This is a genomic window from Pseudomonas sp. G166, assembly GCF_037027455.2.
GTDB lineage: Bacteria > Pseudomonadota > Gammaproteobacteria > Pseudomonadales > Pseudomonadaceae > Aquipseudomonas.
This window is the reverse complement of record NZ_CP146985.1, coordinates 2,686,971-2,700,202: the sequence shown is the minus strand read 5'-3', so window position 1 is coordinate 2,700,202 and position 13,232 is coordinate 2,686,971. Positions and strand designations below refer to the sequence as shown.

Genomic DNA, 13,232 nt, shown 5'->3' with positions numbered 1-13,232 from the left:
CTTCGCTCCTTGAAACCCGGCTGTGCCTTCAATTTCGCAATCCACGGGTAAATGACAACAACGTTTCGTAGGTTTGCATTGCCTGTCCGCTGTCCAGAATGTCGGTCGCCAGCTCCAGCCCCTGGGCGATACTCCCGGCCTTGTCGCCCAGGTAGAGCGCCGCGGCACTGTTGAGCAGGACAATGTCGCGTGGAGCACCCTCCCGACCCGCAAGCACTTCCAGGCATAACGCCCGGGCCTGTTCGATGCTGCTGACCTGCAGGCTCGCCAGATCGCACACTTTCAGTCCGAAATCGCTGGGGTGGAGGTGGTACTGGCGTATGTCGCCATCCCAGAGCTCAGCGACCAGCGTGCTACCGGACAGGGAAATCTCGTCCAAGCCATCCTCGCCGTGGACCACCAGCGCCCGCTCGCTGCCCAGTGCCCTGAGTACCTGCGCCATGATCGGCACCAGCTCGGCACTGAACACACCCAGCAATTGCCTGCTCGCCGCGGCGGGGTTGGTCAGCGGGCCGATGACATTGAAAATGGTGCGGATGGCCAGCTCACTGCGGACCCGCGTCAAGCCCGGCAGAGCCGGTCGATGGACTGGCGAGAACATGAAGCCAATTCCCACCCGTTCCAGGCATGTCGCGATCTGCGCGGGCGTCAATTGCAAATCCAGGCCCAGCGCCTCCAGCACATCGGCGCTGCCACAGGTCGAGCTGACACTGCGATTGCCATGCTTGGCCACCCGCACACCCGCCGCGGCCACCACGAAGCTGGCGGTGGTCGATACATTGAACGTGGCCCGCGCATCCCCTCCTGTTCCACACAGGTCCACCAGCGGACCCGCCAGCGAATGCCGGACCGGGACCAGAAATTCACGCACCACACGGGCAACACACTCGATCGCCTGGCTATCGAGGCCTTTCACTTGTAAAGCCACCAGCAACGCAGCGATCAACGAATCCGGCAACTGCCCCTGCATCAATGCTCGAAAGGCACTTTGCAGCTGATGCGCCTCGACCGGCTCCCCCTGGCTGTACCGTGCAACCACTCCACGCACGTTCTGCGGCATTGTTTTCCCTCACTTGTTACCTGGGCTTATCCCGCCTGTTGGCAGGCCACGGCGGCTGCCGTCACTACTGATTGCTGCTGCGTTGCACGCGTCGCACTTGCCCGAAGGCGATCCGGGCATTTCGACAGAACTCGTCAATAGCCTGGGGCGACTTGCAACCTGGCGACGACTCCACCCCCGAGGACACATCCACGGCCGCAGGCTCGAGCGCTTCGATCAACGCGGCGACGCTGTTGACCGTCAAACCGCCCGCGATCATCGCCTCCGGGTAGCGCGCTGCCGGCCAAGGATGCGCAATCCCATGGCCTGCCCCGGCATCGACCAGCGGGAGCGCCGAGGCCCTTCGATCGCGGCGGTAATCCGACGGCATCACACGACGGATCAAAGGCCGTCCCAGCTGCTCCCAACAACGCCCCTGCTCCTGGCCATGCAACTGCACCAGATCCAGGTCCAGGGCCTGGGTGGTTTCGTACACCTGGTTGTACGGCTGATTCATGAACACGCCCACGACCCTGGCCCGGTCACCGATCAGATCGCGCAAGGCCGTTGCCTGTTTGAGCGACAGTTCGCGCTTGGAACCGGGCACCATGACCAGGCCGATCAGATCGACACGGGCCTGCAGGCATGCCTGGATATCCTCCGGAGTCCGGACCCCGCACACCTTGATCGTTCCCTGTTGCCAGCTATTCATCGCCGCCCCCCGGTCTTGAAAGCCGCCAGATAGTGATGGGCCTGCGTAGCGGCTTCGCTTGGATCATCCAGCCGGCGTGCCAAGGCGCTGCCAATGATCACGCCCTCTGCCTGCTGCCACATGGCCCTGGCCTGCTCGGGGGTGCCGATGCCGAAACCGACAGCCAAAGGCAAGTCAGTAAATCGCCGTACCCTTTCCACGAACGGGCGGATGTCGGCCAGTTGGTCGCGTTCACCGGTCGTGCCCAGCACCGATACCAGATAGATGAACCCCTTGGCGTGTCCGGCAATCGCGCGCAGGCGCTCGTCACTGAGGTTCGGCGTCATCAGAAAGATCTGATACAACCCTCGCGCCTCCAAGGCAGCACGTAGCTCACCACTGGCTTCGACGGGCATGTCCGGGACAATCACCGCACTGATGCCCGCCTCAGCCGCCTGCGCGGCGAACCGCTCGTAGCCATGATTAAGCAGAAGGTTTGTGTAGGTCATGACCACCAGGGCGGGCGCCTGCTCGTCCTGGGGGAGTCCAGCGATCTGCTTCAACGCCAACGTCATGGTCATGCCATTGGCAATCGCTGCGTGGCTGGTCTGTTGGATCACCGGGCCATCGGCGACCGGATCGGAGAAAGGCACACCCAGCTCGATGACATCGGCACCAGCATTGCGTGCGGCCTTTACCAGCTCCGGCAGGCTGTCCAGTGCCGGATAGCCGACCGTCAGGTAAGGCATCAGTGCCTTCTCGCCCCGCCGGGCGAGCTCGGCGAAACAGCCGTCGATACGGTTCATTGGGGGTTTTCCTCCGCACTCGTGAGCTGGGCAATGGTTTGCATGTCCTTGTCGCCACGCCCGCTGAGGTTGACGATGATTCGCGCTCCCTGGGGCAGTTGCCGCGCGACCTTGATGGCGCCGGCCAACGCATGAGCGCTTTCCAGGGCCGGGATGATGCCTTCACAGCGCGACAGCAGTTGGAGGGCTTGCAGCGCCTCGTCATCGCTGGCCCAGAGATAGTTGGCGCGACCGCTGTCACGCAACTGGGCATGCTCGGGCCCGACCATTGGGTAATCCAGCCCGGGCGCGATGCTGTGGGTCTCACCTATCTGCCCATTGGCGTCCTGCAGGACGTAGGAGCGACACCCTTGCAAGACCCCGGACCGGCTCTGTCCGCCCTGGCCGAAACGAATCGAGTGATTGCCACTGCTCTCGCCCTGGCCGGCGGCCTCGACACCGAACAGTTGCACGCCAGGCTCCTCGATGAAGGCCGAGAACAGGCCGATGGCGTTCGATCCCCCTCCGACACATGCCACCAGCGCATCCGGGAGTGCTCCGTCCTCAAGCGCTGCGAACTGCTGCCGGGCCTCGTCGCCGATGACGCTCTGGAAATAGCGGACGATGGCCGGGTATGGGTGCGGGCCCAACGCCGATCCCAGCAGGTAATATGTTGTGTCGGCATTGGCCACCCAGTCGCGCAGGGCGTCGTTGATCGCGTCCTTGAGTGTCTGGGTCCCGCCGGTGGCCGCCACTACCCGCGCGCCCATCAGGCGTATGCGTTGTACGTTCAGCGCTTGGCGTTGCATGTCACGCAAGCCCATGTAGATCACGCATTCGATCCCCAGCAGGGCACAAGCCGCCGCGGTCGCCACACCATGTTGGCCTGCGCCTGTTTCTGCGATCACGCGGCGTTTACCCATCATCTGCGCCAGCAGCGCCTGTCCCAGGGCATTGTTGATCTTGTGCGCACCGGTATGGGCCAGGTCTTCGCGTTTGAGGTAGGTTTTCACCCCGATTTCCCGCGAGAAATTCTCCACCAGCGTCAAGGGAGTGGCCCGCCCCACATAGTGTTTGAGCAAGCTGCGATAGCGTTGCTGGAACGCTGCACTGGCAATGATGTGCTGATAACGCTCGGTCAGTTCGCTGACCGGTGGCGAGAGGGTTTCAGCGATAAAACAACCACCATGGTCAGCGAACCAAGGACCTTGCCCCGCCAAGGTTTCCAGCGCCGGCGAACGCCCGCCTCCCAGGCGTTGCGCGACAAGTTGCAGGGCCGCCCTGACTGGCGTGCTGTCGAGTGGCGGCAATACGCACCCTAGCAACAACAGCTCAGAGGTGCTGTCATGCGTAGCGGTATGGACCGTGTCTCGAATGGAAAACAGCGACAGGACTTTCTTTGAGTCACGTAGCACCAGCAGGCCGGCCGGCAGCGGCTCGCGTCCTTGACCGCCGACGGGCTCGTACGATTCGTCCTCGCCAGAGAGGTCCAACAGCACCGGTCCTTCGATTCCCGCGGCATCAAATGCCCCCAGCGAAGTCATGGTAGAGACCGCCACCCAGTTGACCGTGTCGACCACCTCATTTATGCGCGGCAACCGGGCCTGGGCCCGGCCGAATGCACGGTGGATGAAGTTGGCGACCGAAGGCAGGTGCTTGCGCGGGTTGATGCCCGCACGTTGGTAGTAGTTCGCATACGGCGCAATCGACGGATGGGTCAACAACGCGTCCTTGTCCACACCTGTCCATGCCGCGCGGTTGGCCGACCAGTCAAGCCCTGCCCCATCGACGCTTCCCACACCAGGCAGGCGCATTGCCAGGACCCTGGCGCCTGGGAACTGCTCACGCGCCGCTGCCGATACATTGATCTCGAATATCTCGTTCATTGTTCTTCCTCGAAGTGCAGGTAACTGCCTAAGCCGCAATCCCTGAGGGTGCCACCGGTCAGCAGGTCGTCCGCCGCTATCAGGATGTTGTAATGGTTGGGAAAATGGCATTCGTCGAAGCCAATGACCCGACCAACGCAGGTATCGCCAAGCAGCACTCGATCACCGCGTTCGATGACCCCGGCCTGCTGGATTTCGACGAAACCGATGAAGCCGACCCGCTCAATCCGGTCGCCCGGCTCGGCCCCTGCCTGATCGGTCGTCACTACTTCGTGCAACTCGCCGCGCCGTACACAACGGGAGCGGTGCTCGATCAGCGTCATGCCACGTGCTTGCTGAGTGTGATAGAGCAGCTTCACCAGCCGTGCCTCGAGCCTGGCCTTGGATGGCCGACGGGGCTGTTCAGCGAGCATCGCGGGCCTCCATCGCATAGGTGGCGCGCACCAGCCGCACCGCATCGACACCGATCGAACCGTCTTCGGCCATGCCCTGGATGCTCCGGGCGAGATGGGCGATGACACCCTCGTATTCGTGATAGAGGGACGTCTTGAAACCCACGCTGTCCTTGAGCAAGTCGACGACGACCTGGCGTCCGTCGGCGTAGTCGATCACCAGGTCCTTCTGTTCGCCGTGGGCGTAGTCCCAGCTCAGTTCAACGCTCGCCTCAAGCCCGTCCGCGTTGGTTAGCGTGACGAACGCTCCCATGTCGATCCCCATCGCATTTCGACGAACCTGCGCCCCGGTGACCTCGAACCGACCCAGTACGAAGCTCAGCGTGTCGTAGACATTCGGGCCATTGTCAGCAATGCAGCCGCCGCCACAGGAAGCACTGTCCAGGTACCAGGTGTCATGGCCGGCATGATCTTCGATGCGCTCGTGATAACGCGCCCGCACATGCACCGCATCATTGAACAGACCTTGCTTCACGGCATTGAGCAGGTGGATGTTGTAGCGTCGGTGAAAGGCCGTGAGCAGGGTCAGGTTCGAGCGGCGGGCCATGTCGCGCAACTGTTCGGCCTGGTCCAGTTCGAGGGTCAATGGCTTCTCGCAGCACACATGCTTGCCCGCCTTCAGGGCAGCCATACAGGCGGTGAAATGAAGATGGTTGGGCAGGTTGATGATCACCGCGTCGAGATCCGGGTCGGCGAGCAAGGTGGTGTAATCGGTGTGGCAACGCACATCCGTCGCTGCGAATGGCGCCAGCCGTTCGGACGCCTTGTCGCACACCGCCACCAGTTGGCACAGGGTGCTGTCTTGCAGCGCCTTGAGGTAGTAATGGGAAATCACTCCCATGCCGATGATGCCAAGCCTGATCGTCATGCCGCTGTCCTCGTGATCGGTGAAATGCCGAGTTGTCCCGCGATGCTGTCGAGCTGTTCCAACAGTGCGGCATCGACGGGAATGCCCTGTGCCAAGCGTTCGGTACGCACCCTCAGGTCAGGCGCGCCGGGATAGCTCAGCGGGTCGAACGCCGAATGCACGGGCGCCTGCGTGATGTACTGGAGTAATCGGTCCATCGATGAACGAAAGCCTTCGCCAGCGCCAAAGGCATCGGGAGACAGGGCCAGGAAGAAGTGACCGATGCTATTGCGCCCCGGTCTGGCATGGTCCGCACCTGTCTGGGCGCCACTGAGCACCCCACACAGGATCTCGACCATCAGGCCCAGCCCCAGGCCCTTGTGTCCGCCCTGCTCCGCGTAAGCCCCGCCGAGCATCGGCAACATCCCGCTGCCGTTCAGGTACGCGCCAGGATCGGTGACCTCGCGGCCCTCGGCATCGTGAAGCCAGCCAGTGGGAATGGTTTGCTGGCGTCGAATGGCCTGTTTGATCTTGCCGCTGGCGCAAACTGTAGTGCTCATGTCCAACAGGAATGGCGCTGGCATGGCAGCCACCGGAGCCGCCAGGCTGATCGGGTTCGTACCCATCAAGGGCGCCACACTGCCCAACGGGTGAGCGACGGGCTCACGACCCAGGTTGGTCATGGCCATGCCGATCATGCCGTGTTCCAGCGCCATGCTGGCGTAGAAACCCGCCGCGCCGAAGTGGGAACTGTTGCGCACCACCGCACAGCCAATCCCAAAGTCCCGAGCCTTCTCGATGGCCCGTTCCATGGCCTGCTGTCCCGCCAACAGCCCCAGCCCGCCATTGGCATCAAGGGTGGCGCAGGCCCCTTGGTCGCTGATCCACTGACCGGTGGCGGCCAGATTGATTTCGCCACTCCGGGCGCCGGCGATGTAGACATTGGCCAGGTTGGCAATGCCATGGGTATCGTGGCCGTTCAGATCGGCATGCAATAACACGGGCGCCGCCTTCTGGGCCTGGGATGCGGTGAACCCGGCTGCCTTAAGGGCAGCCACAGTGAACCCCTGCAGCTCATTGGCTGCAATGCAGAAGAAATCCATAGTGTTTTATCCTTGCTTGAGAGTGTTTTCGATCGGCTCGGCAAAGCGGCGTAGCAGCCCCTTCACCGCAACTGCGAAGGTTTCCAGGTCATTGATCGAAACGAATTCACGGGAGGTATGCGCACCGTTGTCGGCCAGTGAACCCGGCCCCCAGACGATGCTGTAGGCGCCGTCGACCTGAGCCCACATCGCATCGCAGGTGAAAGCCTGTTCGGCATCCGGGTTCGCCACGATGCCGGCCTCGCCCAACAGGCGCTGCAAGGCCACATGGTGGTTGTTCAGGACCGGCAAGCCGCGCTTGAGCCAGCGAGCGCTGCAGGTGGTACGCAGGCGTTCGAGGGTCATGAGGAAAGGCGGGCTCTGGGCGAAACGTGAACTGCATTGCTGCAACGCCTGGTCGAACGCCTGCTCGACCAGCACCTCGGCATCTCGCGCCTGAGCGGCACTGCGATAGGCAAAATTGAAGAGGCAGTGCCCACTACCGTAAACCCGGTTGTGGTGCATGCCCGTATGCAGACCGGCCAGGGTCATCTTCACCTGCAGCACGTGCAACGGCTCTGCCAACTGGGCAGCCATGGCCTGGGCGACAAAGCCCAGAACCAGCGTTGCATTGTCGCCCTGGTGCGGAAAGTCGTCGGTCGAATCCCTGCCATCCATCCGTACTTCGTACGTCATCGAGGTGGTAGAAGCATCGAAGTAACCAGGTCCTGTCGGCTCCACGAAGATGTTCAGACAGCCCAGGTGGCCTTGCTCGCACAGGTAACGGGTACCATAGACGCCCATGGCGCCCCCTTCTTCACCGGCGACCACCTGGATCAGCACGCGGATATCATCCAGTGCCCGCGGCTCTTGCATCTGCAAGGCCTCCAGCGCTGCCAGCACCGCCAGGCCTGGCCCCTTATTGTCCACCGCACCGCGCCCCTGCACGCAGCCATCGACTACCTGCACAGGCAGGTGGGGCGACACAGTGTCCATGTGGAAATTGAACATGACCGTGCGTTCCCGCGGCCCGTTGCCGATCTCCAGCACGCTATGGGGCTGCCAAGCCAGGAACTGCGGCGCCTCGTTCATCCGGCGCTGTACCGATACCGGCACCCGCGCCTCATCGGGCAAGGCACCAGGACCGTTGAACACCTCGCGCATGCCCACTGCCTGCGCCCACTGGGCGAAGAGCGTATTGGCCTGTGCGATGCCCGAGGGCTGGCCGGTCTCCATCGGGGTTACCGTGTCGATGCACAGCAGTTGCTCAAGCCGGTCTACGTATTTATCCGTGAATAGCATGTTTCGCCTCCTGGCACGATTGCAGCAAGTCCCGTGCATGCCCGGCATAGGCCTGATAGATCTGCCGTTGTCGATGCGGATCCGTAGCCGACTGTTTGAGGTGCGGGATCAGGCACAGGTGCGGCTCGATCGAAAACCAGCCGTCGTAACCCTTGTCCAACAGCAGATTGATGCAGTCTTTGGCCCGCACCTGACCTTCCCCGGGGAAGGTGTAGTGCACTTCGTCCGCTTCCCGGCCCCCATCCTTCAGATGCACATGCGCCACATGCGGGAGAACTTGGCGCAGAAACGCCAAGGCGTCATAGCCATAACTCAAGCCATTGCCGATATCGAACAACAGCTTCAAGTGATCCGAGCCAACGGCATCGAGCAATTGCAGGGTCTGCTCGGCTCCCTGGCCGGCCCACCCGGCACAGTTCTCGTGTATCAGCACGACGTCGGCATCTTCGGCCACCTCGACCAGACGCTTGAATCGCTCAATGACCGCATGCCGCCAGCGAGCCTCTTCCCAGCCACAATTGGGGTAGGACATGACACGGATCATCCGCGTCCCAAGACGCCCGGCCATCTGTAACAGGCATTGCAACTCGGCCCAGTCGGTCTGCCAGTCGGTATCGATCCTGCTGCCCCAATTGCCGATCTGCGAGGCCAAGACCACCACTTCCACGGACTGTGCGAGCAGCGAATCGCACATCGATACGCGTGATCGCTCCGACAGGTTGGCCAGCGGCACGCTGTCGACACTGCGCAGCTCCAGATGCCGCCAGCCCAGTTCCGCATGACACGCCAACTGCTCGGCCAAGGACGCGCAGCCTTCATCGGCGATCCCCGTGAGCTTAAATGACCTCGGCATGGCTGAACTCCTTCAACGCCTCGATGACGCGCGAAACCTGCCCGTCACTCATGCCGGAGCACAGGGGCAATGCCAGGCATTGCTTGCCCAGCAGACGCGCATTGGGGTAATGCGCCGGCCCTGCGGACCATTGGACAAACGCCGGCTGCTCGGGCAGCGGCACAGGAAAATGCACGCGGGTCTGGATACCGCGGGCGGTGAGATGCTTGGCCAGCCTCTCACGCTCTGCACTGCGCACGACGTAGGCGTGAGGGGAGAAATCCGAGGTGCCGCGATGCTGGCCGAGCAACACGCCATCGCAAGCTTCGATGGCTTCGTCGTAGGCCTTTGCAATCGCCTGCTTACGGGCCAGATGCAAGTCGTTTTCCCGCAACCGGGCCTGTAGCCAGGCGGCATTGGTCTCATCCATGCGGCTGTTGTATCCCAAGCGCTGGTGATAAAAGCGCCGGCGACCGTCCTGCCCGTGATTGCGCAGCATCCGGACGGCTCCCGCTACCTGGTCGTCGTCGGTAATCACCGCGCCACCGTCGCCGATACCGCCCAAGGGTTTGGCCGGAAAAAATGAATACACACCAATGTCACCGAGCGTGCCGGCATGACGGCCGCGCAGGCGCGCACCGAATGCGGTGGCACTGTCCTCGAGAATCAGGACATCGTCGGGCAGTGCCTCACGCAACGTATCGATGTCAGCCAGACCGCTGAACAAGTGGGCGACCAATACCGCCCGCGTCCGAGGGGTCAGGGCGCGGACAACGGCCTCGGCCTCGAGCACGCCGCTGCTGGGGGCTACGTCCACGAATATCGGCGTTGCCCCCGCCTGCACAATGGATGAGGCGGCCGATACGTAGCAGAAAGCCGGCGTTATGACCTCATCTCCCGGGCCGATACCGGAGGCAATCAGCGACAGAGTCAGGCCGGAGGTCGCAGAACTGACACAGACAGCGTGGCGCGCGCCGACCTTGGCTGCCAGGGCTTGCTCGAAAGCCAGGACCTGCTGTTTGAGAATGAAATCGCCTTGTTGAACCCGGGCAGCGAGAATCTCGAGTATCTGTGTCTGGGCATTGGGATAACGGCGTTGGAAATCCTGGTACTTGATCATGACAGGGCTCCGGCAGTGGCATAGAACTCGGTGATCGCCTGGCACACGCGGGCAACGTCTGACGCAGTCAGATCGGCATAGAGAGGAAGCCCCAACGCCCTTGTGGCGGCCCGCTCGGCGACCGGGAAGCGGCCCTCGGCATGGGTTGGCCCGGCACACACCGGTTGCAGGTGCAGCGGCAGCGGGTAATAGGCCTCGACGCCAATCCCTCGCGCAGCGAGATGCTCAGCCAGGCCGTCACGGTTCTGAGCCTCGATCAGGTAGACATAGTCAACGCATCGCTGGCGCGCTGCCCGGGGCAACGTGACCGGCACCTGCAGGTGTTCACCCAAGGAGCCCAGGTGCACGTCGTAGGCATCGCGAAGCGCGGCACGCCGTTCGATTTCCTGGTCCAGCTCGGGCAATCGTGCCCTCAGCCACAGGGCCTGCAGGTCGTCCATTCGGCTGTTGTAGCCCAGGCACTGCGCAAGCCCGCTGGCATCGCGGCCATTGTCCAGGATCTGTCGCACACGCCTGGCCAGATCCGCATCGCGAGTCAGGACCATCCCGGCATCGCCGAGCGCACCCAGGGTCTTGGTGGGGAAGAACGACAGTACGCCAAGGTCCCCAATCAGCCCGGCATGCCTGTCATTCCAACGCATTCCGATGCCTTCGGCGCTGTCCTCGACAACCCTCAGCCCGTGTCGGCGGGCGATGTCCATCAAGGCGTCCATGTCGGCCATTTGCCTGAACAGATGGACCGGCATGATGGCCCGGGTACGCGGGGTGATGCACGCCTCGATCAAGCAGCAGTCGATTGCGTAGCTGCCAGGTTCGATATCGACGAACACCGGCGTCGCCCCCACTTGCAAGATGCAGGAGACCGAGGCAAAAAAGCTGTAGCAAGGCACGATGACTTCATCACCCGGGCCGATGCCCAAAGCCATCAGGCAGATGATCAGCGAATCGGTAGCGTTGCCGGTGGCGATAGCATGGGGCGCGCCGGTATAGGTTGCGATGGCCTGCTCAAAAGCCCGTACCTGTTGGTCATTGACCCAACCAGACTGTCGATGAAACTCTGCCAGTCCCTCCTCCAGCAGCGGCAAGGCGCGGGTGAATCCTTCGGTGATCTGGAAAAACGGAACACTCATCGAACGGCCTCCTTGGCCATATGCATATTGATCGACGCCAATGCGCTCGCAGAGGCAACGCCGCGAGCCTGCTCCAGCAACTCGACAACCTGCTGGTTGAACGCCACTGTGCCGCTGCGAGGCATATCGCCGCCGTGACCTTGCAGATGGCTCCTGAAATAGCGGTAGTACTCGCCCACACACGTTGTCAGGGGTTCGTCAGCGAAGATTTGGTGAGCGGTACTGCTACTGTGCTCGGTGTCGCATCTGAGCTGTGCATAGCTATCGTCGGCACCGACAGGGAAAAATCCTTCGCAGCATTCGCCACTCTCCAGTTGCAGGCGCACACTGCGTTGGCGGATCGGGCTGGCAAGATCCGATTCGAGCAGCACCTCGATGCCTTGCTCATCGTGCCAGCCGATGCTGCCGGCCTTCATGGCCTGACGCAGCTTGCCTTCGACGCGCAGATCTTCGGTGTGCGCATGAAACCCGGACGCCGGAGCACCTGCGAACAGCAAGGCCAGGCTGACTTGGTGCGGCATTTCAATGTCGAACAGGTGTTCGCCATGGCGGGTGAAAGAGCGCGAAAAACGAGGTTTGTCATGGATGACGTGCACGCTGCGAAGCGGCTGCCCACTGGCTTCCAGCCATCGGGTGAGCCGTGGAACCAACTGGCTGTGGCCCCACACTGAAACCACCAGGATCTGCGCGCCATATTGTTGTTCCATGGAGCGCAACGCTTCGGCCTCGGCCAGGTTCATCACCATGGGTTTCTCAATGATGATGTAGCGGAAACCGGCCATAAGCGCCTCGCGCACATGACGCAAGTGCAGGGCCGGTGGCGTACAGATATGCACGACACCTACCTTGCCCTGTAGGGCCGACGCCTCGGGCAGGCAGCGCTGCATCACCAGGCCATCGACCAACCCACTGCCAAGTTCGGGATCCACGACCGTGATGGTGGCGTCGACGTCGGGCAGGCAGCCCTGGCGATGCAATGAGCGCAGGCTGGCCAGATGCAGGTTTCTTCCACAGTGACCAAAGCCAAGGATTATTGAGTGCAGCATTGTCATACCGACTCATCCGTGCCCAGCAAGCGACGAGCCTCCAGGCAAGGGTCGGCAGCCGTCAGCAGGCGTTCCCCCACCAGCGCGGCGCCAAAACCGATGCGCTCCACCAACCGCATGTCCTTCGGACCGGCAACACCACTTTCCGCCACGGCAATGACCGACGCAGGCAGGAGCTCAAACAATTGGGCGGAGCGGTCGAAGTTGACATTGAAAGTGTCGAGGTCGCGATTGTTGATACCGACGATCGACGCGTCGACCGACAGCGCCTGGTCGATGTCCGCCTCGTCGAACGTCTCCACCAGTACATCCAACCCCAACTGGTTCGCCAAGGCATGCAGCCGCGCAAGGCTGCCAGGCGGCAGGCAGCGGACGATCATTAACACCGCGTCGGCCCCCAGTGCCCGGGCCTCGTAGACTTGGTACTCATCGACGATGAAGTCCTTGTACATCACCGGCAATGTAATTTTAGGGTGGTTGGCCAGCATGCCAACGACATACGGCGCATTACCGAAAAAGCGACTGTCGGCGATGACCGAAAGGGCACTGGCTCCTCCAGCCTGGTATGCCATCGCCAACTGCAGCGGATCATAGTCGGCACGCAACACGCCCTTCGACGGCGAGCGGTATTTGGCTTCGGCAATGAGGGCGATCCCCTCGCCCGCCAGGGTGCCGGCAAAGGGACGGGGCGCTCGCGCGTCACGAATTCGCTTGAGCAGGGCATCGATACTGTGCGCCTGCTTACGCTGAGCCGTTTCCTGGACTTTGTATCTGACAATCTCTTCGAGCATGGATCGACCACCGTCAATGAGTTTGGGACAGCGCCGGTAACAAGGCTCTGGAGCAACAGTGAGCATCTCCCCTGTCCGCCGGCGAGGAGCAAACCTAATGACAGTGAAGGGTTAAAACCACCTACCCAATGGGGTAGGCAGACAGCAGAATGCCATCGCAGGTGGGCTTCGCCAGCCCGAGGTGGCACTGTCCCTGGAGACTTTCCAAGCTGATTTCGCTGGGGTATAA

13 protein-coding genes and 1 pseudogene are annotated in these 13,232 nt (G+C 62.2%); all 14 read right to left on the bottom strand.

Going from position 1 to position 13,232, the window contains the following annotated elements:
- Positions 1–28 precede the first annotated feature (28 nt).
- Positions 29–1,060, bottom strand: coding sequence for an anthranilate phosphoribosyltransferase (trpD, locus tag SGN16_RS12190; RefSeq protein WP_335944164.1), 1,032 nt, complete (start codon positions 1,058–1,060; stop codon positions 29–31).
- A gap of 64 nt (positions 1,061–1,124) precedes the next feature.
- Positions 1,125–1,751, bottom strand: coding sequence for a phosphoribosylanthranilate isomerase (locus tag SGN16_RS12185; RefSeq protein WP_335944163.1), 627 nt, complete (start codon positions 1,749–1,751; stop codon positions 1,125–1,127).
- Positions 1,748–2,536, bottom strand: a complete 789-nt coding sequence (gene trpA, locus SGN16_RS12180; RefSeq protein ID WP_335944162.1) for a tryptophan synthase subunit alpha — start codon at positions 2,534–2,536, stop codon at positions 1,748–1,750. The genes SGN16_RS12185 and trpA overlap by 4 nt, the downstream gene beginning before the upstream one ends.
- Positions 2,533–3,744: a tryptophan synthase subunit beta gene (trpB, locus tag SGN16_RS12175; RefSeq protein ID WP_246883143.1), complete on the bottom strand. Its 1,212-nt coding sequence runs from the start codon at positions 3,742–3,744 to the stop codon at positions 2,533–2,535. Before trpB ends, trpA begins: the two co-directional genes overlap by 4 nt.
- Before the next feature lie 84 nt (positions 3,745–3,828).
- Positions 3,829–4,329: pseudogene (locus tag SGN16_RS12170) on the bottom strand (phenylalanine--tRNA ligase beta subunit-related protein); the annotation flags it as partial.
- Positions 4,330–4,397: 68 nt separating this feature from the next.
- A complete protein-coding gene (locus tag SGN16_RS12165) occupies positions 4,398–4,814 on the bottom strand; it encodes a hypothetical protein (protein WP_210644315.1) in 417 nt (138 codons plus the stop codon).
- Positions 4,804–5,721: a Gfo/Idh/MocA family oxidoreductase gene (locus SGN16_RS12160; protein WP_335944161.1), complete on the bottom strand. Its 918-nt coding sequence runs from the start codon at positions 5,719–5,721 to the stop codon at positions 4,804–4,806. The genes SGN16_RS12165 and SGN16_RS12160 overlap by 11 nt, the downstream gene beginning before the upstream one ends.
- Positions 5,718–6,803, bottom strand: coding sequence for an Ldh family oxidoreductase (locus SGN16_RS12155; protein WP_335944160.1), 1,086 nt, complete (start codon positions 6,801–6,803; stop codon positions 5,718–5,720). Before SGN16_RS12155 ends, SGN16_RS12160 begins: the two co-directional genes overlap by 4 nt.
- A 6-nt stretch (positions 6,804–6,809) precedes the next feature.
- A complete protein-coding gene (locus tag SGN16_RS12150; protein ID WP_335944159.1) occupies positions 6,810–8,084 on the bottom strand; it encodes a M20/M25/M40 family metallo-hydrolase in 1,275 nt (424 codons plus the stop codon).
- Complete coding sequence (locus SGN16_RS12145) at positions 8,068–8,937, bottom strand: sugar phosphate isomerase/epimerase family protein (protein ID WP_335944158.1); 870 nt, start codon at positions 8,935–8,937, stop codon at positions 8,068–8,070. Before SGN16_RS12145 ends, SGN16_RS12150 begins: the two co-directional genes overlap by 17 nt.
- Positions 8,921–10,036, bottom strand: a complete 1,116-nt coding sequence (locus SGN16_RS12140; RefSeq protein WP_335944157.1) for a DegT/DnrJ/EryC1/StrS family aminotransferase — start codon at positions 10,034–10,036, stop codon at positions 8,921–8,923. The genes SGN16_RS12145 and SGN16_RS12140 overlap by 17 nt, the downstream gene beginning before the upstream one ends.
- A complete protein-coding gene (locus SGN16_RS12135; protein ID WP_210644304.1) occupies positions 10,033–11,166 on the bottom strand; it encodes a DegT/DnrJ/EryC1/StrS family aminotransferase in 1,134 nt (377 codons plus the stop codon). Before SGN16_RS12135 ends, SGN16_RS12140 begins: the two co-directional genes overlap by 4 nt.
- Positions 11,163–12,218, bottom strand: a complete 1,056-nt coding sequence (locus SGN16_RS12130; RefSeq protein WP_335944156.1) for a Gfo/Idh/MocA family oxidoreductase — start codon at positions 12,216–12,218, stop codon at positions 11,163–11,165. The genes SGN16_RS12135 and SGN16_RS12130 overlap by 4 nt, the downstream gene beginning before the upstream one ends.
- A complete protein-coding gene (locus tag SGN16_RS12125; protein ID WP_335944155.1) occupies positions 12,215–13,003 on the bottom strand; it encodes an indole-3-glycerol phosphate synthase TrpC in 789 nt (262 codons plus the stop codon). The genes SGN16_RS12130 and SGN16_RS12125 overlap by 4 nt, the downstream gene beginning before the upstream one ends.
- Between the last annotated feature and the right edge of the window lie 229 nt (positions 13,004–13,232).